The sequence below is a fragment of the Mucilaginibacter daejeonensis genome (assembly GCF_020783335.1).
Lineage (GTDB): Bacteria > Bacteroidota > Bacteroidia > Sphingobacteriales > Sphingobacteriaceae > Mucilaginibacter > Mucilaginibacter daejeonensis.
This window is the reverse complement of record NZ_CP086068.1, coordinates 2,546,522-2,571,559: the sequence shown is the minus strand read 5'-3', so window position 1 is coordinate 2,571,559 and position 25,038 is coordinate 2,546,522. Positions and strand designations below refer to the sequence as shown.

Sequence of the window (25,038 nt, the reverse complement as noted above, 5' to 3'; positions counted from 1 at the left end):
ATGAAAATGAACGATACGTCATTGCAAATAGCCAATGAATTTGATGAGATTGGAAAGATACTCTCTGATGATTCAGCCTGCATGGAATTATTGGCAGGACTTAAATGGGCACAAACAGGATACAGTTGCAGACGCTGTGAATACACTTTATATTGTGGCGGAAATTCACCCTACAGCCGGCGCTGTACAAAATGTGGATATATCGAGTCAGCTCAACGTGGAACAGTGTTTGAAAACTGTAAAATATCGCTTCCTGTTGCGTTCCAGTTAGTAATGTTGCTTTATGTAACTAAAGGTAAAATTAGCTCATATGAGCTATCACGAAGGCTTAACGTTCGGCAGAATACTTGTTTATTTTATTCTCAAAAAATAAATAGGTTATTGAAATCGAAAAGGTCTGCTCATCAAATTATGTCATATCAAAATTGGTTAACATTTTTAGTGTCACCCAATAACGTGAAACGGCAAAAAAAAGTGTGAACTGATCTGCATGATCAATTCTTAATGATGGACACCTATTGGGATATTTAAAAATTTTTATCTGTATAACAAAGTCATGTTTAAAGCTTAAACACTTACAGTTGAGCTTAATTTCACGATTTGACCTTTCGATTTTGTCAATCAGTGATAGATACTAGGCGCATGTAGATTTAGAAGTGACAAAGTTACGTCCCACAGTCGATACTTGAGTCAATAGAAGGTAACAAGGTTGAATGGCGAAGTTTACCTGATAATGATTAGCCTTACAAAGTTCATTGTCTGATAGAAAATGTTGAAGTCAAGGTGTATAAATAGGGGTTACTAATTCAGAAAGCCGTTATCTAATATGCCGAGACTTATGCCTACTACCTTGACCCATAACAAGTCACGCAGTTAACGTAACTCACAAAAATTTATAATACAGGCCTAATATCCTATAGCGCACAAACAGTCAATTGTAGAAATTTAAATAGATGTTACACCTAATGACCGAATGCTCCCAGTAAAGTTCTTGTATTTGGCGGCGATAACATATAGGACGTGCTGCTTAACGTGATAATTTGTCAATACAGTTCAAATCGCTTTCTTTCATTAACAAATATCAAAATGCTTAATTTGGAGAGCTAAATTAATTTTCCAGTTAAAGATATCATAACTAAGCGGTCATAAATGACTTAAATAAATAGTCCGGACTGATCAAAATTACTTATAACTTTAAAGGATCAATGAGTCTGGAGCGTTGTAAATAAGGCCATAAAGATCTTGTGAACTTTAGGTTAGTCGACTAACTTGTCAAGATTCTATTAACCCCAACGATAGGAATTATAGTATAATCCAATTATATTTGGTTTAGATGATTCGGAGACCACTGTTTCAGCCCTGATGAATTGGTTAGAGAATTATAACGTCTTAGGTGAGAAATGTTCTTATCTATTTGATCATCTCTCGAATACATTAATAGCCAGTTTTAAATAACCATTTCCTTCTATGAAAAAGTTCACAGTTTTTTTTCTCATCTTTTTTAGCACGTTACAGGGTTATAGTCAAATAATTGAGACTAGCTTGCCTCCGGCGAATCTTGTTAAAAGTTTTTATGAATCAAAAAATTTAGATGATAAGGTAAATATCTTCAACAGCTTACTAAAGGTAGCACCTGAAGGCTCTTCTGCAGCTAAAGAAGTCAATTATGATGACATGAGGCGAATTCTTGCGATCAACTATCTGCAAAAGGATAGTTTAGAAAGATATCAACACTATGTTGAAACCATTCGGAATAAATTGGCGTTGGCTGAAGAATTTGACAAGATGACAAGTCATTTTACGGCAAATAAGCGTATGGCAGCATTTGCAGAAAAGCCAGCTACATCAATGGTTCAACTTATTGGTGAGATAGCTAAAAATCCATCCAGTTACAAGCCAGTGACCTTAACTGATGGCCAGTGGAATAAACAGATCAATGAAAAAGTGGTGCGCTACAAGACAAGATTAGCCTTGATATTATACAGACAAGATAAATATGAGGAGGCAGAGAAATTGTTAAAACCACTTTACATTGAGCGACCGTCTTTTAATCCTGACGTTTATGAACTTTATGCAAAAATCTTATCTGCATTAGGTGACGCGAAACAATCAATGTCCGTTATCAATAAGGTTTTTGACGCAGGGTACCGGACTGAGGACTTGATGCAGACCATGAAAGACAATTACGTTAAAATCCATGGTAGTGAAAATGGCTATGAGATATACTTGAATGACATAAATAAATTGATCCAAGTAAAAATCAGGGAACGCTTGCGAGCTGAAATGACGAACAAGCAAGCCCCATCGTTCACATTGAAGGACAGTAATGGTAATGTCGTATCGTTGACAAGTTTGAAAGGTAAGACCATAATCATAGATTTCTGGGCCACTTGGTGCACTCCTTGTAAAGAATCCTTCCCGGCGTCGCAGCGTGTGGTCGATCGTTATAAGGACGACAGTACGGTTCAGTTTATGTTTATTGATACTTGGGAGAATGCTAATAACTACAAAGAACTAGCGATGAAGTATATTTCTGATTCAAAATTCAATTTCGATGTATATTTCGACAAACAAGATCCTAAGACGAACAAGCAAAATTTGGTGGCCAATGCTTTTCGAGTAGAAAGTATACCCACTCGGATCATCATTGACAAACACGGCAAAATTTGTTTCACGGAGAATGGTTATTCTGGTTCCACCGATCAAATGGCCGAGGATTTGACCACCATGGTCGAGTTAGCAAAGAATCGGTAAGTGCAACACATTACATTTGATGATGTATAGTGTAACAACAATAAGGCGAATGATTGTCAGATTTTGATCAACTGCTTTCTATTCTATAGCTTAACAAATCTGCTCATTGAGTTGAATTCGTTAAGCTTGATAGTGAAGCATATTGCCCCATCAACTCGTTCTGAACAATTCATGTTTGATAGTTCATTCCGAATTCCAAACGTTTTTAATCATTCAATTAATATACTACTATATGGAAATTTTTTTAGGAAATCCGGTTCAAAAAAGGGAACTTAAGTATTATATAAACGTTTTAAGGCTCTTTCATTTTAATATAATTGAGGAAAAGTTTAGTGATATAAGATATGTTCCACTATCTAAATTTTTTTCAGACCCAGTCTTAAGGGAAAGGATAAATGTCGCGCTGTTTCACAAAGGCGTGGAAGCATTTTATGCTAAACTAGATGATAGTGTTGAAAACTACGAATTTTTTCCAATAGACCGAGCATTCATTGGACTCGATAAACTAAGCGTTACACCTGAAGATTCAGTGACTAACTTTGGTGGCTTTTATTCAAAATATCAGACATATTATAACATTGAGCAGGTCTCCGTTGGTTCATTACTTGGGTCTTATGTTAAGAAAAAGTATAACATAAACATCACCACACTTGAACTGTTGAGGTCCTATTTTCACGATTCAATTCATTTTAACACGTTTTCAAGTTATAAATTTCGTTTTGATCGTCATCAAGCCAAAAGCATTAAGGACAGTATTCACCGAGTACAATTTGGCTTCAATCTGAAACATGAGAATGGGGATTCATTTGCTAATTTAGATGGTTCAGAAAGTAAAACAACCAGAAATTTAGGTTTGGTCATGGAAGGGGTTACAGATGATTTTTGTAAAACGGTTATCAAAGAGGTGATTGATGAGACAAAAATCAAGATAGAATGTGCTACTGCGTTTGAGAAAATAATTCTTGATGAGATCACTTCGACATCATACGTTCCCCCTCAGGTGCCACCGGCAGATTGCGATGATTTGGAGAAGGAATATATCGGTACGATAAACAATACCTATCAATACGTGTGGTCACGATATTATGCATTTCTAGATGAATTTACGGCCGGAGATATAGGTCAATTTAAAGATCTAATGTTTTATTCAATGATAGAAGGCGATTTTAGCAATATTAGAGATTATTTCAGCAGTTTCAATGATGATGTTTTAGGCTTTGATAATTTGTTTAAGAATAAAGGATCATATTCATACTGATCTTATTTGATCAGGATACCATATTGTCCTTTGTTAGCAATGATTTCTCCGCGGTCTATTTTCCTTTTAGATATCCGCATATTCGCTAACGTCATTTTATAATAATTTTTGGATGATTTTGCGTTTTTTACACTGTCTTCTTTAGTGTTCGGTATCGCTTGGTTATATAAATTAGCCGGCTGCGAGATATAGTTCAATCCAAAAATTTGAAGTCTATGGATAAGGTCAATGTCTTGATAGCCCATAGGATCAAATGATTGATCATATCCGCCAACTGCCTCAAAATATCTTTTAGCCAATCCAATCCTGCCGAATGATCCATCCAGTGGTTCACTACTTGATTGATGCAGAATTATATTTTCTCCATATCGTTCAAACTGGTCTAATACAAACAAGCCTCCAGAAGGTCCTGTGTAATTGTCACAATCCAAATTGACGACGATATCTCCGGTAGCGTGCAAGTGTGCAGTGTTTTTGGCTATAGAACAGTCCCAGCTTTTTAACAGATCTGTGTGATAAAACTTCAAATAACCATCTTTCATAAACTCACTAAAATCTTCTTCGATCCAGCTTTTAAGGCCGTCGGTACTATTGAAGTCAATCAAAATAAATTCCACAATGTCACGCTTATCGATATTGTCTAATAAGTTTTTAGGTAACGTTTTCGAAACTTGATGAAACCTATTTAAACAGGTTATGCAGAAGGAGATTCGTTTCATATGATCATTCGACAATTACAATTATTTTCATGGCGATCATGTGCGCAATATTGGTCAAAATAGCTTTCTGAGCTGACACCAACTCTGATTCGTCAAAGTGAATCCTTTCAAGCATATGAATAAGCGCGTCTGCACCTTTACGAGTACTTCTAAAAAATCTTAACAATATGTACTTAAACTCGTCGATCTCAAATTCTTGAACTTCATTTGTCATAGCTTGGTAGTTAATCACGACATGAGTTCTGTTGTGCCTGACCCATTTGGCTGCGAATGTAAAGGTCCATACTTTGGCAGAATCACACCAGAACACCTTTAACACCTTTATATTCTTTGATAGGCAAAGTTTACAATCACTAAGGCGCTCCAGGTCGTCTAAGAGGTAATTGACCTTTTCTACATATTCGCCACAACTTACTTCGCTGATTTCACATATATTCAATTTTGAACCTAGTTTGTATTTCGCGAGTTCTAATTTAAATACGGATCGCAGTTGTGCTTCCTCTATAGATGATGCCCGCAATTCAATGTTAAAAAATTTCACAAAATCCGTTATGGCGGCCTTAATTGATCGCCCTTTCATCGTTGACAGCCAAGTTTTTAATAATTCTTGCCTCACCTCGTTCAATACGGTAATTGACCTGCCAAAAGGTATCGTTAAGATACGAATGACAAGTAGTTGTGATGTCATATTAATAATTGGAAATTTTTCCAGGTCAAGTGATTCTGTATTTGGATCATTGAAAGTGGGGATCCGATGATTGTACAAGGAAGGATCTAAAACGCTGGTCGTTTGCACACTAATTTGAGTAAAATCCGCTTTCAAACGGACGAGAACAATTTTAAGCTTTCTTTGGATCAACCGCACGTTGATACTTTCAAGATGAACTATGGATGACAACACGTGGTTAAAAAACAGTTCGTACATCATCAACCAAAATATCTTATGGTCACTACTTTCCTTTGCTTGTGCACTTGCCTCAAACAAGTACCATTCGTTGATCAATCTTAATATTTGACGGGTTTTATCGCTTGTGGTTTGCCGGAGAATCTTGCGAAATTGATTTACTTGACTAAAGAGAAACAGTTGACATTGGTCGAATATTTCGTCAAAATTTGTTGTGCCTTTCCGGTCATGTACTACCCCGGCTCTTTCTAGATCATTCTGACCAAATGAATCGATATAGTCACTTACCATCAAAAAAGTTGGATTTTTGAAATAATTAGAGATCTCAACAAATAGGTAATGTGTGAAAGACAAGAGCTTTAAAACTGACGAACTTTTTTTAAGCGCTCTACTTGTGTGCGCCCCTTCGAAAGAGCTTAGGCAATTCAGTAAAAGTGATATCCAAATGTTGAGTTCGGACAGATATTGAATTTGTGTGGTTACATCGTATAGACACAGGTTCGCATACGTAAGAAATAACGTTTGAGTTAGCTTCTGATCTGAATTTTTCTCTTTGCTACCTGAATTTTTCTTCATACGCCGAACGGCGTATATAAGTGTATTTATGTAAAGTTTTACCGGGCTTCTCGATGACTTAAATTCATGTTCTAAATTAAGGCGGAAAATCAGTATCTCCGATAGGGAAACGGCTTGCAAAGAGTACAACGCTTGTAAATGATCAATATAGAAATGTACCGAAGACTCCTTGTTTAAGTCGTTCTGCATGCTGATAAGTATATTTGCATTGATGTCATCGTCCCTAACAGCTGTATTGCCAAGTAAACGCTTTCCGAGCAAATGAGCATTCCGTGCCTTTAATGAATTGTTGAACCGCTTATTTCCGATCAACTTTCTTGGGAAAATGTTTAGGGTTGCATCTATGTCATCCTGAGTCGCCATAGGAAAGTTTTGAATTGGTTTGCGCTCTAATTACTGATTCAGCTTTGATTAAAGATCCCATCAATACTGATAAGCTAAACTAATCGAAAAAAGTGGAATTAAAGTGGCCTTACGTCATACTTTAAAGTAAGTTAGGCCACTTCAATTTCTGGACGTTATCAACAGCGGAATTACAAAGCTCTTCACTTAATTCTCTATTATTCGATGACCTCATGCAGCTGACTTGACCTTCGCTATCAAGCAACAAAGCTTTTTCCATGTAAATGGTTGTAATGGTTCAGAAAATAGCTATTTTGTTTATGCTTTATAAGATGCCAATAGTAAACTGATTTTAATGAAAAGCCTTGCCGTCATTTCTTGTTATTTTGGACCACTTCCATGGTATTTTCGGTATTATGTACACTCTTGCGGATTTAACCCAACTGTGACCTTTTTCATTGTCACCGACGATCATTCTTTTTCTGATACTGTTCCTGAAAATGTTAAGCTCATTTACAAAACATTAGCTGATGTAAGCGAGCTTGCTTCAGAAAAGTTGCGGCTGCCGATCAGCATCAAGCAGGCTTACAAAATGTGTGATTTTAAACCAGCTTACGGAATTATATTTTCCGACCTGATAAACGGATATGATTACTGGGCACACAGTGACATTGATCTAATTTATGGCTCTATACGTGATTTTATCACTCCTGAGGTCCTGTCTACATATGATGTTATTAGTGTCCGTCCGGATTGGATTCCTGGTTGTTTCCTTATATTCAAAAATATATCATCAATAAACCGTCTTTTTGAAAATAGCAAAGATTACGAGTTAGTATTCACTAGCGATAAACACTATTGTTTTGATGAGACTAACTTTGCCCATGAGAAATTCACTGATGGAATGCCTTACTTCGAAGTTGCTACAGAGATCGAAAGTATGATGCATGTTGTCAAGAAAATGGAAGCAAGCGGTCAAATAAGAGCGTACTTCGACCTACACATTATTGAAGGCAATCCAGGGAGACTGATCTGGGAAGAAGGCAAATTACTTTATAGAGGGAAGTATGACGTGTTGTTATACCATTTGATCCGTCTCAAAAAAATTTACCTTCCAAAGCGTAAGTGGGTCAGCGTCCCTGATAGATTTCGAATTACTCCTACCAAAATCTATCGTTCTACTGGCAAGATCAACTGATTGCCTTATAACCTCAATATCCTTTAGTTAAGTAGTTTAAAATGGCTCGTTTCAAATATTACAGACAACCAGACCAAATGGATTGTGGTCCTACCTGTCTGCGCATGATCGCAAAGTTCTATGGCATGAACTACACCCTACAAACCTTAAGGTTAAAATGCGGGATTTCAAAAAACGGCGTATCAATGCTTGGGTTGAGCGACGGAGCTGAGAAAATAGGATTTAAATCTTTGGGGGTTAAATTAAAATTGCATCAACTGTCGGAGATAAAAGGGCCTATCATCTTACATTGGCGACAATCCCATTTCGTTGTCCTATTAAGATCCAACAATAAACGGTATAGAATAGCAGATCCAGCAGATACAATTCTAACCTTGAATGAGTCAGAATTCAAGTCTAACTGGCTTACCGAAGACGAAACGGGAGTAGCATTGATTTTGACACCAACTCCGATGTTCTATGCTGGCGATGAGGAGGTTAATGAGAAAATAAAGTGGTCATTTCTCTTCTATTATTTAAAGAGTTATCGTAAACTGATTACGCAAATATTCCTAGGCTTGGCGATTGGAAGCTTACTGCAACTGGCTGTTCCCTTTTTAACACAGTCGGTCGTTGACGTAGGCATTAACACAAAGGATATCAGCTTTATTAGTGTCGTGCTGATCGCGCAGACAGCATTGATTGTAGGGAGAGTGAGTATTGAATTCATCAGATCATGGATTCTATTGCATATTAGTACAAGGATCAATATATCTATCCTGACCGACTTTCTGATAAAGCTTATGAAGCTACCAATAAGTTTTTTCGATGTCAAGATGACGGGAGATATCATGCAGAGAATGAATGATCAAAAGCGTATCGAGACCTTCTTAACAGGTATTGCATTAAACGCAATATTTTCTGTATTTAATTTAGCAGTCTTCTCGATCGTGCTTGCGCGATTAAATGGAACTATATTTTTTGTTTATTTGATAAGTAGTGGTTTATATCTATTGTGGATAACTATTTTTCTTAGGCAGAGAAGAGTTCTTGACTATAAAAGCTTTGGGATTGAATCCTCCAGTCAGAGCATGATTGTACAGCTAGTAAGTGGCATGCAAGAAATCAAATTGAACAATTGCGAGCGTCAAAAGAGATGGGATTGGGAACACATACAAGCCCGGATTTTTAAGTATAAGATCAAAGTATTAGCCCTTAGCCAATTCCAACAAGGAGGGTCTACCCTTATCAATGAGGGCGCCAATTTGATAATAACCTACTTAGGCGCCAAAGCTGTGATACATGGCAGTTTGACACTAGGTGGCCTCGTAGCACTGCAATATATTTTAGGACAATTAAACAGTCCCATTCAACAGCTTCTTTCTTTTATGCAGGGTTTCCAAGATTCGAAAATAAGTTTAGAGCGTTTGAACGAAATACACCAGATCAAAGATGAAGAACCTGCCGAAGTGGATTATGAACATACATTGCCTGAAGATAAAAGTATCAAAATATCTAATTTGATCTTTCGATATCCTGGCATAGGTAATGACCCTGTCATTAGAAATATCACACTTGATATTCCTCAAGGTAAGACCACTGCAATAGTAGGAATGAGCGGCAGTGGCAAAACATCGCTTTTAAAACTCCTTCTTCGCTTTTATGAGTTTGAAAAAGGAAACATAACCGTTGGAGGAATGCCCTTAAACAAGATCAGCTTTAAGACCTGGCGTCAAGAGTGTGGAGTGGTCATGCAGGATGGCTTTATCTTTTCGGACACGATCGCACGTAATATCACTGTTGGTGATGAATATCCAGATAAAGAGCAGTTACAACATGCTATTAAGATAGCAAATGTTCAAGACTTGATCGATGGTTTACCACTAGGGCTAAACACCAAGATCGGCTCAGAAGGTAATGGCATAAGTCAGGGGCAAAAGCAGCGCATTTTGATCGCCCGTGCTGTTTATAAGAATCCTCAATATATATTCTTCGATGAAGCGACCAATTCCTTAGACGCCAATAACGAAAAAGTGATCATTCAAAATCTTCAAAGGTTCTTCGAGGGCCGTACGGTCGTCGTTGTCGCACATCGATTAAGCACCGTTAGCCATGCTGATAACATCATTCTAATGAAAAGTGGAGTTGTCGTCGAACAAGGAACTCATCAGACATTATCTGCTGCAAAAGGGGAGTATTACCAGCTTGTAAAGAATCAATTGGAATTAGGAGAGTAAAACAATGCCGATATGGAATAATAGTTCTGATCGACAAGATCGTCATTCAGAAGAAGTACAGGATATCATAGGTGCTGAATCACCATGGTTGTTACGGTGGGGTATAATGATATATGCCGGTGTACTTATAATGCTTCTGGTCTTAGCGACCAGGATTCAATTCCCAGAAGTGGTCAAAACGCAACTTAAGATTATTTCTGCTGATGCACCAAAGGCGGTGGTGACTAAATTAACAGCGAAATTAAATACGCTACTTGTCCACGAAAATCAAATGGTCATGTCAGGTCAACCTTTAGGTTACCTAGAAAGTACGGCCAATCATAACGATGTCTTATCGTTGCTTGCGCGTCTGTACAAATTGAAAAGTTCGACCTTATCTGAGGTGGACTTAGCAGTTTTTCTTGGTGGTACTCGAGATAGGAATTTTTCCGTTGGCGAAATACAAAACGCTTATCAAACTTTTACACAAAGTTTAATAGATTATGAATCTATGCTTCATAGCGGGATCTATCAAAAAAGAAAAGCGTACATTCAAATGAGCTTATCAAACATCAGCCAGCGACGTCAGGAGTTGACGTTGCAGAAACATTTGGCGGAACGTGATCTTAAACTTGCTCACGATGAATATCAGATGAATCAAAAGTTGAATGATGATGGGGCAGAAACGAAGGCGGAGCTAAGAGCGGCCGAAAGCCGTTATATATTAAAACAAAACCCTTTGATCCAAACCAATGCAACGATCCTCACTCTGGAAAATGATTATGCAGGTAAAGAAAAAGAAATGCTCGAATTGGAAAATGAGGCAAGGGACGAAAAGCAAAAATTTCTACAAGCTTTAAATAGTCTTATCAGTGCTGCTGAAGATTGGAAAAGCAAGTATCTGTTGACAGCATCACAATCAGGAAAAGTGTCATTCGCTGGGATCATACAACAGAATCAAGTATTGCATGCGAGCCAAGAAGTGTTCTACATAAATCCAGGAAATGCTGATTATTTCGGAGAAATGTATGTACCGCATGACAACATAGGGAAGATCAAAGTAGAGCAAACCGTCTTAATAAGATTGAAAGGTTATCCATTCGAAGAATACGGGCAACTAGTGGGGAAAATTAGCACTATTAGTGATGTTCCTTACAAGGATAGTATATTCCTGTCCAAGGTCCAACTGATCAATTCCAACGTTAGTGATTCCCATAAGCCGATATCTTTAAAGCAAGGAATGCTTGCTGACGCTCAGATCATCACTGAGAAAGCCTCCGTCTTTCAACGAATCTATCGCAACATACTCCGGGTCACTCAAGATCAATGAAGTGAATGAAAGAAGACAAAATAGACACCTTATCTAATCGCTCACTGTAGATGAAATTTTATTCAACTTGTAAGACCTTTTGGGGGCACACGGCATAGTTCACGATTATACTGATACAAAATGTGGTAAGCGAATACTTCGCCTTGTTGATCTTGTGTAAGAGAAAAAGTGTCGGCAATATTTCAGCAGTTTGTCGACATGGTCATCATAAATGAGATAATGAGCAGATATTAAGATCTGTTTAAAAGGATTTCCTTTAATTTTAATGTATTGGTCATCCAGTTCAATCTTTGTGTATACTCATTCCAAGATGATGAACAAAGTTTGCTATAAATGTCATTATCCCTTTTATACATGCATATAGTGTCCATCGCCTTTTTTAAAAACGAATTCGCAGCAAATAGATGTCCATTTTGACCTTCTCTTACTATAGTCTGCGGACCCTCTCTGGCAATGCTTAGAATTGGGACCCCATGCGCATTAGCTTCACATAATGCAATGCCAAATGGCTCCGCTACTGCAGGATGGATCAAAAAATGTGAATTCAAAAGTGTTTGACTCAAAAAATATACATCCTCTTCTCTGTTTTTATCAATGATCCCAAGCATCTTAACATATGGACATCTCCTGATAAAACTGGACCTCGGATCACAGCCAAGGATATTAAGGGATGCTTTAATGCCTATTCGATTCAGCTTTTCCGTCAGTAAGACGGCCGTTCGCAAGCCTTTACGCTCCCAGTCCTTCCCTAAAAAGGTCAAATTAAGTTGTTCCGATTGAAGTTTAGACTCAATAGCTCGTAATACTTGTTCAAAATCTGGTGCTGAAAGTAAATTTGCGCCGAAAGGCACGATCTCAATTTTACTTGCCGGTATCTTATAGTTTTTTATGCAAGCATCAGCAATGAATTCTGAAGAAAAGACGATCACATCTGAACGTTCAAGAGCTCGTTTATCCCACAAGTAAAACCTTGGATAATTATGTTTAAAATCTTGGAATTTTTGTCGGGTCAGATATGCTTGAAGATAAGTATGCCATGTACTATCGTGCCAATAAACGATCGGCACCTCGTGAGTATAGTAGGGAACGACCGCATTGCCACCTTGGCAAATTATCCAATCATGATTAACAGTATTACGCTGTAAATACGCTGTCAATTGCCTATTATAAGATAAAAGCGACTTTTTTAGACTACCCATAGGCGAACTACGTGTGATATCGCTATATTCAATAATATCTAATTCAGTGACATTTTCAAATAACTGGTTGATGTGACGGGACATGAAGAAAGAAGTTCCGGAGAATGAGCTTATCGACGAAGGATTCTTATGATTTACCAATAAGATATTCATAGCAAGGTTGAAATGGAAATCTGTAATTCTTTTTGATCATGCAAGCAATTACTAGTTAACGATATATACGGGTGCTACTCACTTTGAAGGTATCGGAAGGCTTACCAAGGTTATCTTTTTCTTTGGAAGATCTTTTAAAGTGTATCAAATGATATAGAAGTATCTCATACCTGTTAGCAAAGACAAGTTCGCCCGCCTCCCATTTTAACTTACCTGGCGTACCCTCCAATATATGAGTATCAAAATAGGCGTTGATAGCGTTGTCTTTCTTCTTGATCACATGCATCATACTCTCGATCTCCGTTGTCACTTCTTCAAAAGACTTGTCCTCGTCGATCATTTTATTATGAGCATAATTGGTCTCATCAAAATTGAAATAAATCGAACTTTGATGAACTTTTTTATGGTCCTTACTTTTTTTAAACAAGGTTCTTAAATTTGTATTATTTCGAAAAAGAAGAAAATATCCGGTGATAAAGTCATGCCGCACGCTGATCAGGTCGTATTGATCAAGATGACCATCTGTGATAAAGTTTCTTATATTACCGAAAATGATATCGATATCACAGTGCCCCCAAAAATCATACTCTTTGATCCAGTCCCAAAATACGAGTCCGTAGGTCGGCTTAAAATCACACAGCTTATATGGATAAGACAGACTAACACTATACCCAAGCTTCTGCTCAATTAAATTTTTAACATCGTCAAGACTAAGGTTTATAAATTTTACATTAGGCGTGACCTCATGTGTCTGTATGTTGTCTGTGACAATAAAAAAATCAACAGAAGGATTGAAGGTACAGGATTTGATAAAGTACTTAAAGTACCAAGGAAAAGGTCCGTAATAGCATATGATGAAGGCTATTGTTCTATGTTTGAAGATCATGACAGGTCAATAATGGTAAGTTGATAATCACTTATAAACATTTTTTAGCGTCAATTATTCTTCAAATGTATTGATCAAGCGCCTTGAGCAAGCTTAGGAATAAGAACCATAATATAAAAGCGTCTAGCATCAAAATCAGATCTTGATACCAGACGCCTCAAAGTGATTAATCGTCTTTTTCAAAAGACAAAACTCCCTTAAAGAAGGAACGATAAGTTCCTTAACAATATAAGTAATTTGATACGGCTCCGCACATACAAACGTGATCGGAGAATCCATTATTTTGGTCAGCACAAGTGTAACCTGGATGGCTATTACAAGAACCACAGCTTATACCGCCACCGCTTCCCGCCATAATTTTTTTCATCTCTTGATTGCTTAAAACATTCTGAATGTTTTTTAAGCTTAACTTCTGTTTAATTTTCATTGTAAATAAATTGATTTGTCGCCTACTCTTTTAAAGGTTTTCAGCATTCCCTTAGTCTACGGCCATAGAATTTCTTATAAAATATTCTTTAATTCATGAATGCTATAATTTTCAGGAAGAAGATACCCATTAAAATATATGGTGGGCGTATGGGTGACATTTGCATCATCACACCATTTCCTCATAGCATCCACTTTGTAACCTTGTTCTTCAAAATTGTTGTATTGGGAATATTTTACTTTGAACTTGTTATAATCCTTATTTACATTAAGATACCAATCATCCAACGCACCTTGAACAAATTCTTTGCTGCTTTCCGACGCTATCGATAATAAATGTTTTACTACAGGAAGCCCTTTATCGAACTCACTATTCCTAGTGATGAAGATAACCTTGAGTTTTACATTATCATTGTGAGCAATGATTTCTTCTAGGACCGGATGTGCTTGATCACAAGGATTACAATAAGGATTGCAAATTTTTATTATTGTATTCTCCGCGGTTGGATCTCCGATATCGATCCCCAAAGATTGCCAGCCGTCGGGTGCCTCGATTTGCTGCTTGAGCATACTATCAAAGATGTCTGGATTATACTGCAATCTTTTATATGCATTTTTATAAAAGTGGTAATCATTTGCTTTTATTAGATAAGGTTTTAAGGTAAACCAGCCCGCGATCGGTAGCAAAATACAGGCTACAGCTGGGATTAGAGCTGATTGGTCCTGTGGAAAAATTGAAAGAGGAGTACTCCAAACATGGAAAATACACCAAATTAGCTCAGCAGCCAGAACGCACTGCACAGTGAGACAAAGAACACACCACTGTTTCAGAACTCTCCATTGATAATATATGCTGAAAATAATATATGGAGATGCACAGCCATTAGCTATTGAAAGCCATATGAGTTTTGTTTGCCACGACACGGTTGGAAATAATAATCCGAGAGTAGAAGCGGCGAAATAAAAAAAGCCGATCTCCCCCCAACTGATCCCAAATATTTTTGAGGCTTGACTGCTAAGAACGGCGTCACAGTCAGTTTTGCGGTTCACAGAGCATATATTCCTAACGAAAGCATGATTTTTATTGATCTCATATAATAACAGTAGTCCTGCAGCGGCTACACCAATGGTTTTCAGTATTAATAATGTTAGGAACGAAATAACGTGTCCATTTGACAAATTAAGAAATATGAATGATAAGAATATGACCACCCCACTTAAACCCAAAAGGTACTTTTGATAAGTTGAGCCCCTTTCCTTGTCTTTAGCGGTATTGTATTCAGGGTCACCACTTAGAACGTTTGGCTCTGCGTACCAGAGAATGTCTCGGAAAAAAAACTCACCACTCTTTAAAGGTCCTTTATACCGATTTAAAAACTTATCTTTTTCTGTGGTTGCTTTCTTTTTATTACTATCAAGATATGTAATTGTGTCATCACTGACATCAGTGATCAAAATAAAATCTTCACCGTAGTCAATGAATTTAACAAACGCTACAAATGGAAGATGTATCTCGTAATCGTCGAATTCGGTGGTTGGGATCTGAAAGGCTGTATTCGGGATATTGAACTTACTAAAAGTATGACTCAAAGAATATAAGCTAGGAAAAAAGGGATTTTCTTCGATTGCTTGGCCAATAGTTGATCTGGTGACCTTGGTGTTGATTAATTCAAGATAGTTTTGAGCAATTGATTTAAGATCTGTTGTGAAGGTATGGGCCATAAGGTTAATATAATTGTATCGATATATGATAACTCCTATCTAAAAAACGAATTACTGATGTCTAAGCATTTAGGTCTGAAGTGCAATTCTCTTCATGGTGATTTAACTTTAGGTAAATGAGGTATTGGTGGTTGAGTCATCCTGAAGGATGATAAGGTCATAATTTATTCGAAGTCAAGGTTGTAACTTTTAACTATAATTCCAAATTTTTGACAAATAAATTTAATTTTAACCCAGAGGATAATCAAAAGCGTACAAGTAGCGTAAGATTATTAAGTATGAACCTTAGAGCTTTCCCATTTATAAGAATTATTGTTCGTGCTGAGACATGTAACAGTGCTCAAGCTAGCATAAAAGACTTTCATCGTTTTTATATCTTTGACCTGACCAATGAACCTCCGACCACCGCATTCACTCGCCTGGGTCGCCGGAAAACAAAGTAATCTAAGTCGACTTTACGATATGATTGAAGAGCACCTTAGAATATCGATTTGTATAGTTTGCATGAATCGCTTGCATCATCTTAAGCAGACGCTTGCGCAAAACATTGCGGATAACAAGGATTATCCCAACTTAGAATTTGTTATTTTAGATTACAATTCAAAAGACGGTCTAAGCGAATGGCTAATTACAGAGTTCAATGATCTAATTGAGGTGGGGGTGATCCGTTATTACAGAACATCGGAACCACAAACATGGAATCCTAGCCATTCAAAAAACTTGGCTTTTAAACTTGCTACTGGTGAAATACTTTGTAACATGTGGGCCGATTATTTTACCGGCCCGTGCTTCGCCTCTTACACCAATTCGTTATTTAAAGACAAGGTATCGATCGTTTTAACACCAATAGATTTTTATAAGACTAAAAAGGGGTTTCGTCCTCCTGGAGATGTATTGGGAAAGGTTTGCGTCAAAAAAAATCACTTTTTACAAGTTGGAGGGTTTGATGAGCGTATAAATAAACATGGGTTTGAAGATTACGACTTTGTCAATCGTTTAGAGATGGCAGGGCTAAAACGCGTGATACTCGACGATCCGAAATTTCTGAAATATATTCCGCATAGCGATCACGAGAGGTACATGCTGCCCACCAAGTCCATTAATAATGTTTTAGTTAGTTATATAAATCCGTGGGAGTCCTCTATCATTATTTTGTACAAAAATGGTGTGTTCAAGGAAGGAACTCTTATTGAAAATTCACTTTTTATGGCTAATTTATATAAATATGCCTACGAGGAAAGAGTTTTTCATTTTAAGAATTCACTTAAGGAAATAGATTGGGCCGTAGGTAATTGGACCAGTACTGCCGATCGTATTGCGCTTTGTTATAATGATGGATCGAAACGATACTTGCAGCAAATGGAGGGTCAAAGAACCGCGTACTACCGAAGTACAGATACCCAGACTCAAATTTACCAGGAGTTGAGAAATAAAAAAGCTTTGTTGATGCTATGGGATTTTCTTCACTTCTATGATACTCGAAATATCATGGAAAAAAATCTAAAAGGTCGGAAAATGAAGGTTAACGAAACTGGGTTTGGGAAAGGTACCATTTACATGGACTTTGGATATAAGTGCATCTCAATATGAATACTAAAAAAAAATGGTTGTGTTTATCGATCTTTGCCCCGAAGCAAGCCTGGAGCCGTATAATCAAAACCGAGATCAACTACTTTTTGTCTCACCAATTTTCGCAACGACCATCATTTAAATTAGCATTCAGCTATCACGAAAGAGCTAATATTCAGTTTTCCATTCAGGTCGACATGGACTTGGCAGCTGTGACCGCTGAAGCTTTGGATATTCATTTCAAGCGCATTTTTCCAGAACATGATTTTTCAAGCGGCCAAGTTGGAAATAGTTCAAATGGTCTCTTTATGGAAATTCCCAATAATTCTATACATTACGGACGCTATAAAGTCGTCGAAGAGAACTTCCCTGAATTTACTGATATCATATCTATTCTAATAGTAGAAATGCTTGCAGAACGGCGTATAAATGATAATGCTATTTTGTCGTTTGGCCTTAGCTTAATGTTTGGATTAGTAAAAGCTTTAACTAAAGAACTTTCAGAAAAAGACGTACTAAAATTCATCATTCAAACTCAACGTTTCGCGCCGCCTAAAGATAATTCAGGAGCAATTATTTACGATTTTTTCAGTGATCAATTTATTGAAAACAAAGAGGCAGTTACTGACCTATACGATCAGATAATGGGAATAGATCAAAGTATTGAAAGCGGTATAGGCCGTTGGGTCAACCATGTACGTGATCTGTCTGACGGACCCATTCTAAGAAAAAAAGGTCGAGAAGAGGTCGTAGGTCAATTATTTCAAACAGCATTAACGAAGATCAATGCACAATTGGGTTTTAACACTCTTATCCATTCTATTTTAACCGTTTTTGTGTTTGAAACTTTGAAATATCGCCTAAGTTTAGCCGGATAACGATAATAAAATGTTTCGTCGAACTTTCATCTATTTTGCTGTATTTATATTGGGTTGCCACCCGATCTGCTCCGGACAAGTAAAACTTACATTGGCCCAGGCGATAGATTCTACATTAACAAGGAATTTACAGATCAAGAAGGCACAACTTGATGCCACTTTATCAATAGAGAACATTAAACAGTCCAAAAACAACCTTCTGCCAATTCTAACAGCCAGTCCTCAAGCATCAGCTAATTGGGGACGCACGCTTGATGTTTCTACATACAACTATCTGACTCAAAGGGTGTTGTTGATGAACGGAAATTTAAGTACACAACTTATATTGTTTCAAGGTGGGATATTAAGGAATCAAATTATCCAAAACAAGCTACTATTTCAGATAGATCAAAGTAATATAGCCAAACTAAGGTATGACCTAACGATATCTACGGTGATGGCCTATGTACAGATATTAACCGATCAAGATTTACTTGATGCAGCTCAGCAACAGATAAAAATCGCTAAGGAAAACGTTGCGAAGGTTCAGTTGGGACTAACTGCTGGTAATAAATCCGTAGTCGATGTATCTCAAGCTCAAGCACAACAGGCTGGCGCAGAATATAGTGCAGCTACGATACAGAATCAGTTAGAAATAGATTGGTCTACATTGAAACAATTGGTACAAATGCCCGATATGGCTATCGAGCTACATAGGCCAGATCTTAACAAAGTATCGATCAGTGACGGGTATGTTGATACCGTGGGATTAATTGAGATGGCTCGATTGACAAATCCTGATATTCGACTTGCCAGTCTACAGACGAAGGCGGCTTACCACGCGATAACCATTGCTAAAGGGGCGTTATACCCAACAATTTCGATTTTTGGTTCTATAGGAACAAGCTACTCCAACGCGAGAACCTTGATTACGCCACCTCAGCAAGTTGGATTTGATACGGTAGGTGTTGTCGGAGGCACAAATCAGCCTGTGCTATCGCCTGCTTTACGTTCAACATCAAAAAAATATGCTTTTTTTGATCAATTAGCTGATAACATCTATCAATCCGCAGGTTTCAGTCTTCAAATACCCATTTTTAATCATTCGACCGCCCGGGTGAATATACGTAAAGCAAAAATCATGTATAATTCAGCACTTATTAATCAGCAGGTCGCCGTCGACAACATGACCCGGGTTCTAAGGCTCGCACTCTCCGACCTGCATACAGCTCAGAAGCGATTAGAAGTGGCTCAGAAAGGTTTTGAAGCGGCTAAAAAACTAAATGCCCTAAGTGAAAAACGCTATCAGGCTGGGCTGCTTAATGCACTTGATTTTAACATCGCGATCACGACTTATAATCGATCGGAATTCGATTTGATCGACGCAAAATACAACCTGCTTTTCAAAAGGCAGGTGATCGATTTCTATTTAGGTAAGCCGATGACCGAAAGTGGATTATAACAGTATCTAAATGTCCATCAACCTTAAGCAATAACCCCTCCTAAAAGTCGGACTGCTTGAAGGACGAAAAGGCCTAAACTTAATCAGTCAAACGATGGATCGCCGCAAAGGTCCGCACACGTGTGCCTGCACACGTCGAGATACCCTTAGTCGTGCCGGAATATGCTGGACATACTTGGTAGGTTGGACTTTATGTGGGATGTGCTTGTGGACAAGAGAAGGTTTCGTGCGCTCAATATTATTGATGACGGTGACCGGGAAGCTATTGCTTTAGAACCCGCCTATACCATCCCAGCCATTCGGGTAAATAAGATCATAGAACGAAATATTCAGAGCAGGGCAAACCCGTTTGTATCAGGATAGATAACGGACCGAAATTTAGTAACAAGGAGTAGGGATCGGTGTGAAAGCAAAAGGTATCACCCTGCAGTTCATACAGCCAGGCAAGCTTATGCGAAACCGCTATATGGAACCCTTAAAGACTTACTACATTTGCCAAATGAAGCGACTCTATACCTTTATATTTCTATGCTTCGTTGTTACCGCAGCCTATGCTCAAATCTCTGATCCTGGCTTTGAAGCAGTTTCGGATACGCTAAGTACTCAGCCTCTATTCTGGGAAGGTACTGCCGAAAAGGGGTACACCATGAAGGTCGCCACTGACGAACATAGAACAGGCAACAGATCTTTGCAAATTCAAGGAACCGAAAGCTTGCAAGGCAGGCAGTCCATTTATCAAGCCACCACTATTAAGATGGACACTTTGAAGCAGATCTTGCTGACCTGTTACGTTAAGACTAAAGACGTAAGTAGCAGTGTTCAGCTTTTTTGCCAAGTTTGGGATAGTAGAAATAGGATAATCAGTACCAGAACCTCACAGATGCAGGATTCCGGCTTGAGCGGGACCAATGATTGGAAGCAACTGACCCTTAAATTTCTTGCCGATACTAACGCCAGAAGAGTAAAATTGGGCGCTTATTTGATGGGAAATGGTACGGTTTGGCTGGACGATTTTGCCTTACAAGAACTGCCCAATGCAAGTGGTGAGGCATCCAAAGATCTGATCAAATTTGCTGGAGAGATCACTAGCCTCGTGAGAAAACGATCAATTTATGCCGATTCAGTGAACTGGCAGGCTGTCGATATGGGTATTAAAACACTCGCAGCAAGTGGTCTTACAATGGAAGAAAGCCCGCTTATTCTGGACTTTATCATTTCAAGGCTCCGCTTAGCAGGTGACAAGCATTCCAACTACAAAACCAAAACCAGTGCACAAAGTTATGCCATACGCAATAACGTTATACTGCAGCCCGAAGGTAAGTTGCTTAAAGGAGATATTGGTTACATTGCTGTTCCTGGCTTTGGGTCTGTCAGTGATACAGCTAGTGTGAACTTCGCCAAACGTATACAAGATCTGATCATGGACACTGATACCCAACAGGAGATCAAAGGCTGGGTGGTCGACATGCGGCAGAACGGTGGTGGCAATATGGCCCCAATGATCGCAGGTTTAGGGCCACTGATAGGCGAGGGCACAGTAGGTTATTTTGTATATCCTGACAGCAAAGACCGCACAAGAAATGTTTGGACATATAATAAGGGAAGTTTCGATGTTGACGGACGCAAACAGGTCTCTGTTAAAAGGCCATACACTTTACGAAAACAGGATAGTAAGATCGCAGTATTGATAGGGCCCAACACAGGTAGCAGCGGTGAAATGGCCACCCTAAGTTTTGTAGGCAGACCCGATACTAAACTATTCGGTGAACCAACAGCAGGCTACATGACCACCAACCAGAGTATTAAGCTTTCAACGGGTGCTTACCTTTATTTGGCAACTGGCTACGCAGCTGATCGTAACAAGAAAAGCTATTTAACTGACATAAAGCCTGACTTAAAGGTTGCTACGGAAAAGGATAAAGAGAAAGATAAAGCACTTGACGAAGCTATGGCCTGGCTAACGAACTAAGCTAGTGCTGGCAAAGTCAGAACGAGATAATGCCTTCCCTCTTTTGGTTGCTTACAAGGGTAAGGCATGATCAGGTACTTTATGGTAATTCCACCGTGCTATCGCAGGAAGATAGTTAGTAGCATCAACTAAGTTTCTCAAAAGCAACCGCCAAATGTCATTCCGGGAATAGGATCGTTAGTATTGACTAAGATCACAAAAAAGCAAATGGAAATAAAGGTCAAAGGTGTCGTTGATCTTCGATCATGTCTTTTTATCGTATCACTATTCTGTTGCACAGTTTGCTTTGCGCAGGAGGATGAAAAGCGTTTTATTGGGAGTTTCCTGAAAAATTTTCATTATCCTGAAGAACTTCGATCTTCTTGTATACCGACGATGACCAATTTGATCGTCCAGGTCAATAAAGACGGTACGATCGGTGATATGATGTTATCCGACAGTGCCGATCCTCTTTTTAGGGTCGAATTCACTCGGATGAAGCATCAATTGGATTCTGCTGCATTAAAGCGTATAGCCTACAACCGAAAGTTGAAAGGCCAGGCATTCCTTGTTCCGGTATTTTATCTATTTGAGACCGAGTACTGTCCTAACTCATTATCGAGCTCAAAGTTGGGGATCGATACGTACTCGACCTATCGGTCCATACCGTATAATGGTCTTGTTTATGCATTACCACCAGTGATCAATTTGATATATAGACCGTTGCATTAGGTGTTGGTCATCAGTGATCGAGAAGAGATCTAAAGTTCTCAATTGCTCATAACTCCATGTTGGTCGGTCGTAACGTTCGGATCAACGAGAGCCGTCTAACAATAAAGCCAGTGATAGTTTCACTGGCTTTATTGTTATTAGAGTTTATTACTATTACACCCTCGGCCTGCGCGGGCGTTTTGCTCGAGTGTCATCTGTGAGTGTATCTCTACTTTCGTTGGACCTATTATATGAGGTCTTTGAATATTGGCCGGACGGCTTGTTGAAGCGTGGTCTTACCGATTCAGACTTATCCTCATTGATCTTAACGGTCAGTTCTCTGTCCTGCATCACTACGCCATCCAGTGCGATGATCGCATTCTCAGCATCGGTGAGGCTAGCCATCTCCACAAATGCATAACCTTTACAGATCCTGGTCTGCCGGTCACGCACGAGCTTAATGGTGGCGATGTCACCATGCGGTGCGATCAGTTTGGCCAAAGCCATTTCATCTATTCCTAAAGGGAAGCCGCTTACGAAGAGTTTGATCATATCAGATAGGTTTCAACTTGTAAAGATAAAAATGTATACGGTGAGTAAGCGCCTGCTGATATTTAATGGTAGTCCTGCAAGCTCGGATGACTGTCTGAACTTTCTATATAACAATGCAGGAAATGTATTAGTTCAACGGATGCGATGGTTTTCGCTCACCACAAGCTTCGACCGCCATTTCGGCCACTTCTCTGTCAGAATGCCCACGTTTAAGAATATCAGCCATCAAGCAGACGACCTTCCTTTTACGTTGACAAAGCCGTCAATACCAGCAAGCAAGGTGATGGTTCAATTCAGACCAGCGGTGATTTAAAGTGGTCCTGCCTTCAAAAGGATCTCATCTTTATTTAGATCAGATCATGTTGAACAGAGTGAAACAGGATAGGGTACAAGTTCCCGGCAAGCCGTTTTGGGCTGCCCAAAACATGGCTTGCTTTTGCTTATCAAAGAATATGAGATCTTTACTTCAGAACTAATACAGGGCAACACCTCAAGGCTGACCTTCTTCTACAAGGCCAACCTTTTGATCTATTCCTGAGATAAAACTTTAAAATAGATCGCGACGAAGGTGTATCTATTCGCTTAATATTATCTTTCCATCGAAGTATTAATAGTCTTTTCCTTATCCAAAAGATCTATTTTAAACTAAAGGCTTTGTCGTTTATGAGCATGTCCATTCTAAAGATAATTCGATAACATTACCTTAATTATAGCAGCCGAATGACCGGTAATAAGCAAAACCTATAGGGCTATGAGATTTGCAAAGTTAATCTTTCCGAACGCGTAATGAATTTTATCGATACCACAAACAATCCAAGATTATACGTTAAAAAGTTTTAAGTAATTGCATCTACTATATCGAATATCTTAGAAACGATCATTTTATAAGCTAGTTCAAAGAGCCAGCTTACTTTTTCGTCTTATCGGCGTAGTGAAATAAGTATTTATTATACATATAGGCTGTTAGTGGTTTTAAGCGCCGTTCCGTATAAATAGGGTGAAAACCGCTGGCGGTGTAATATTCCAAATAGCCATCAACCTTAACATACCAAACTTTTTTAATACTTTCTGGGGTTATTGTGTCAGGGTGCGTGATCCTTTTTAAATTTCGCACCGTGCTTTCATTTATACCAAATGAGCCAAGACCATTAACCGAGTGCTGGCAGGATATCGGCTCGTAATGGTCATCTTTCCACATAACACACCCCTTTTGTCCTATCACAGGGACAACCATCCCAGTTTTCGGAGTCCTTTTAGTAGTATTTACATACCAAAAGACTATACCTACAGAAAACAATAACATGGCGCATAATGCATACAGCGCTTTTTGCTTCCAAAATGATCTTATCGGACGGCCGTAATTGGTTCGGTCACTCAATTCTCCGTTTGAATCGAACAACGACGGTTCGGAAGCTTGATCGGCCATTTTTTCTTGTTCCCGATCAACGGGCGACGGGATTTCAACTTCGGTGCTGCCATGCAAATCATCTGCCTGATCGACCGTTGCCGTCGTGCCCGTATTTGTTGGTCTGGCCTCAGCTGATGTTTGATAAGTTAGCTCATAACTTGGCCGGTAGGGTCTGCCCGGATAATCGATCAGCCAAGCCAGTAACTCGATATGTTCAGGACTCGGATTTCTTGAATGATCTCTCAAGTAAGAATTTAACGGCCGGAACTTGTCGGTATCAAATCTTCGGACAGCAGGACCAAATTCTAGGCTGTTTCCCATCCGAAAATAGGAACGCAAAAATAATTCGTCTTTAGTATCATATCTGGTTTCCAATACTTCTAAACATCCGGTCTTGATCTTAGCTGGTGTTGGATAAGGAACAGCAAAAAAAAGCCGGCCTGCCGCCAGTTCTTTCTTGTAATACTCCAGCACTTGTGATCGGTATTTGTCAAAGCTCATCAAGAAATTCAAATAATCTTTAAAGGTAATTCCGGATTCACATCGGAGTTTACGGATTTCCGTAGGATTCCGGCCGGAATGATTGGAAACCTCGGAAGGGCCTGATATAAAGCATTTTAAACGCTATACTTTTGCTTTCGTCATCGGATGACACCTCGATAGCTAGCGGGGTTTGTGCACTCAACCGGTAACAACAGTGAGTAGGGAGCGCAGCAGCGGAAACCTGGCTTGGGAAGCGGGAGACCACTTCTGCGATCAATGCTTCACTACTTCCCAAAAACATGCAGGCAGTGATGCTTGCCCGGTTTGCAACGCTGCGCACGGGGAGAGCCGTGGTAGCCTGCGATAGTGATCAACCCTTTAAAAAG

Annotated in this window: 18 protein-coding genes; 10 read left to right on the top strand and 8 right to left on the bottom strand. The window is 38.8% G+C overall.

What is annotated here, in order from left to right; all coding sequences use genetic code 11:
• From LLH06_RS10840 to LLH06_RS10830, 3 genes are all read left to right on the top strand, one after another.
• Positions 1–480, top strand: a complete 480-nt coding sequence (locus LLH06_RS10840) for a hypothetical protein (RefSeq protein WP_228169312.1) — start codon at positions 1–3, stop codon at positions 478–480.
• A gap of 987 nt (positions 481–1,467) precedes the next feature.
• Positions 1,468–2,754: a redoxin domain-containing protein gene (locus LLH06_RS10835; protein ID WP_228169311.1), complete on the top strand. Its 1,287-nt coding sequence runs from the start codon at positions 1,468–1,470 to the stop codon at positions 2,752–2,754.
• 232 nt (positions 2,755–2,986) lie between these two features.
• A complete protein-coding gene (locus tag LLH06_RS10830; RefSeq protein WP_228169310.1) occupies positions 2,987–4,012 on the top strand; it encodes a hypothetical protein in 1,026 nt (341 codons plus the stop codon).
• A gap of 2 nt (positions 4,013–4,014) precedes the next feature.
• Here the strand turns inward: LLH06_RS10830 and LLH06_RS10825 are convergent, their stop codons facing one another.
• Both LLH06_RS10825 and LLH06_RS10820 read right to left on the bottom strand, forming a co-directional pair.
• Positions 4,015–4,731 (bottom strand): glycosyltransferase, encoded by a 717-nt coding sequence (locus LLH06_RS10825; RefSeq protein ID WP_228169309.1) that lies wholly within the window; start codon positions 4,729–4,731, stop codon positions 4,015–4,017.
• A gap of 4 nt (positions 4,732–4,735) precedes the next feature.
• Entirely contained in the window at positions 4,736–6,574 is a 1,839-nt protein-coding gene (locus LLH06_RS10820; protein ID WP_228169308.1) for a hypothetical protein, read from the bottom strand.
• 334 nt (positions 6,575–6,908) lie between these two features.
• Here LLH06_RS10820 and LLH06_RS10815 point away from each other — a divergent pair, with 334 nt between their 5' ends.
• The 3 genes from LLH06_RS10815 to LLH06_RS10805 are packed head-to-tail and all read left to right on the top strand — an operon-like array spanning position 6,909 to position 11,276.
• Positions 6,909–7,751 carry a DUF6625 family protein gene (locus tag LLH06_RS10815; RefSeq protein WP_228169307.1) on the top strand — a complete coding sequence of 281 codons (843 nt, stop codon included), beginning with the start codon at positions 6,909–6,911 and terminating at the stop codon, positions 7,749–7,751.
• Between the two features lie 41 nt (positions 7,752–7,792).
• Entirely contained in the window at positions 7,793–9,967 is a 2,175-nt protein-coding gene (locus LLH06_RS10810) for a peptidase domain-containing ABC transporter (protein WP_228169306.1), read from the top strand.
• Between the two features lie 4 nt (positions 9,968–9,971).
• Entirely contained in the window at positions 9,972–11,276 is a 1,305-nt protein-coding gene (locus tag LLH06_RS10805; protein WP_228169305.1) for an HlyD family efflux transporter periplasmic adaptor subunit, read from the top strand.
• Positions 11,277–11,506: 230 nt separating this feature from the next.
• On the opposite strand, the gene LLH06_RS10800 is transcribed toward LLH06_RS10805, so the two are convergent.
• The 4 genes from LLH06_RS10800 to LLH06_RS10785 all read right to left on the bottom strand — a co-directional run bounded on the left by LLH06_RS10800 (position 11,507) and on the right by LLH06_RS10785 (position 15,662).
• On the bottom strand, positions 11,507–12,628 hold the full coding sequence (locus LLH06_RS10800) for a glycosyltransferase family 4 protein (protein WP_228169304.1): 1,122 nt from the start codon (positions 12,626–12,628) through the stop codon (positions 11,507–11,509).
• Between the two features lie 55 nt (positions 12,629–12,683).
• Complete coding sequence (locus tag LLH06_RS10795; RefSeq protein ID WP_228169303.1) at positions 12,684–13,514, bottom strand: DUF6625 family protein; 831 nt, start codon at positions 13,512–13,514, stop codon at positions 12,684–12,686.
• 220 nt (positions 13,515–13,734) lie between these two features.
• Positions 13,735–13,941, bottom strand: coding sequence for a hypothetical protein (locus LLH06_RS10790; protein WP_228169302.1), 207 nt, complete (start codon positions 13,939–13,941; stop codon positions 13,735–13,737).
• A 74-nt stretch (positions 13,942–14,015) separates the two neighbouring features.
• Positions 14,016–15,662, bottom strand: coding sequence for a vitamin K epoxide reductase family protein (locus LLH06_RS10785; RefSeq protein ID WP_228169301.1), 1,647 nt, complete (start codon positions 15,660–15,662; stop codon positions 14,016–14,018).
• A gap of 390 nt (positions 15,663–16,052) precedes the next feature.
• Here LLH06_RS10785 and LLH06_RS10780 point away from each other — a divergent pair, with 390 nt between their 5' ends.
• The 4 genes from LLH06_RS10780 (at position 16,053) to LLH06_RS10765 (ending at position 21,519) form a co-directional block, all read left to right on the top strand.
• Complete coding sequence (locus LLH06_RS10780; protein WP_317206674.1) at positions 16,053–17,252, top strand: glycosyltransferase family 2 protein; 1,200 nt, start codon at positions 16,053–16,055, stop codon at positions 17,250–17,252.
• Positions 17,249–18,109: a hypothetical protein gene (locus LLH06_RS10775; RefSeq protein WP_228169299.1), complete on the top strand. Its 861-nt coding sequence runs from the start codon at positions 17,249–17,251 to the stop codon at positions 18,107–18,109. The genes LLH06_RS10780 and LLH06_RS10775 overlap by 4 nt, the downstream gene beginning before the upstream one ends.
• Before the next feature lie 10 nt (positions 18,110–18,119).
• The gene (locus LLH06_RS10770; RefSeq protein ID WP_228169298.1) at positions 18,120–19,550 is read left to right on the top strand and encodes a TolC family protein; all 1,431 of its coding nucleotides are present in this window, start codon (positions 18,120–18,122) and stop codon (positions 19,548–19,550) included.
• A 499-nt stretch (positions 19,551–20,049) separates the two neighbouring features.
• Positions 20,050–21,519 carry a S41 family peptidase gene (locus LLH06_RS10765; protein ID WP_228169297.1) on the top strand — a complete coding sequence of 490 codons (1,470 nt, stop codon included), beginning with the start codon at positions 20,050–20,052 and terminating at the stop codon, positions 21,517–21,519.
• Between the two features lie 864 nt (positions 21,520–22,383).
• Here the strand turns inward: LLH06_RS10765 and LLH06_RS10760 are convergent.
• A complete protein-coding gene (locus LLH06_RS10760) occupies positions 22,384–22,761 on the bottom strand; it encodes an RNA recognition motif domain-containing protein (RefSeq protein ID WP_228169296.1) in 378 nt (125 codons plus the stop codon).
• A gap of 907 nt (positions 22,762–23,668) precedes the next feature.
• A complete protein-coding gene (locus LLH06_RS10755) occupies positions 23,669–24,670 on the bottom strand; it encodes a hypothetical protein (RefSeq protein WP_228169295.1) in 1,002 nt (333 codons plus the stop codon).
• Between the last annotated feature and the right edge of the window lie 368 nt (positions 24,671–25,038).

Bases quoted from the DNA above. Each gene is read 5' to 3' on its own strand.
- LLH06_RS10840 (WP_228169312.1), top strand. From the start codon at position 1: ATGAAAATGAACGATACGTCATTGCAAATAGCCAATGAATTTGATGAG.
- LLH06_RS10820 (WP_228169308.1), bottom strand. From the start codon at position 6,574: ATGGCGACTCAGGATGACATAGATGCAACCCTAAACATTTTCCCAAGA.
- LLH06_RS10755 (WP_228169295.1), bottom strand. From the start codon at position 24,670: ATGAGCTTTGACAAATACCGATCACAAGTGCTGGAGTATTACAAGAAA.
- LLH06_RS10770 (WP_228169298.1), top strand. From the start codon at position 18,120: ATGTTTCGTCGAACTTTCATCTATTTTGCTGTATTTATATTGGGTTGC.
- LLH06_RS10830 (WP_228169310.1), top strand. From the start codon at position 2,987: ATGGAAATTTTTTTAGGAAATCCGGTTCAAAAAAGGGAACTTAAGTAT.
- LLH06_RS10825 (WP_228169309.1), bottom strand. From the start codon at position 4,731: ATGAAACGAATCTCCTTCTGCATAACCTGTTTAAATAGGTTTCATCAA.
- LLH06_RS10760 (WP_228169296.1), bottom strand. From the start codon at position 22,761: ATGATCAAACTCTTCGTAAGCGGCTTCCCTTTAGGAATAGATGAAATG.
- LLH06_RS10785 (WP_228169301.1), bottom strand. From the start codon at position 15,662: ATGGCCCATACCTTCACAACAGATCTTAAATCAATTGCTCAAAACTAT.
- LLH06_RS10815 (WP_228169307.1), top strand. From the start codon at position 6,909: ATGAAAAGCCTTGCCGTCATTTCTTGTTATTTTGGACCACTTCCATGG.
- LLH06_RS10765 (WP_228169297.1), top strand. From the start codon at position 20,050: ATGAAGCGACTCTATACCTTTATATTTCTATGCTTCGTTGTTACCGCA.
- LLH06_RS10780 (WP_317206674.1), top strand. From the start codon at position 16,053: ATGAACCTCCGACCACCGCATTCACTCGCCTGGGTCGCCGGAAAACAA.
- LLH06_RS10835 (WP_228169311.1), top strand. From the start codon at position 1,468: ATGAAAAAGTTCACAGTTTTTTTTCTCATCTTTTTTAGCACGTTACAG.
- LLH06_RS10795 (WP_228169303.1), bottom strand. From the start codon at position 13,514: ATGATCTTCAAACATAGAACAATAGCCTTCATCATATGCTATTACGGA.
- LLH06_RS10775 (WP_228169299.1), top strand. From the start codon at position 17,249: ATGAATACTAAAAAAAAATGGTTGTGTTTATCGATCTTTGCCCCGAAG.
- LLH06_RS10805 (WP_228169305.1), top strand. From the start codon at position 9,972: ATGCCGATATGGAATAATAGTTCTGATCGACAAGATCGTCATTCAGAA.
- LLH06_RS10790 (WP_228169302.1), bottom strand. From the start codon at position 13,941: ATGAAAATTAAACAGAAGTTAAGCTTAAAAAACATTCAGAATGTTTTA.
- LLH06_RS10810 (WP_228169306.1), top strand. From the start codon at position 7,793: ATGGCTCGTTTCAAATATTACAGACAACCAGACCAAATGGATTGTGGT.
- LLH06_RS10800 (WP_228169304.1), bottom strand. From the start codon at position 12,628: ATGAATATCTTATTGGTAAATCATAAGAATCCTTCGTCGATAAGCTCA.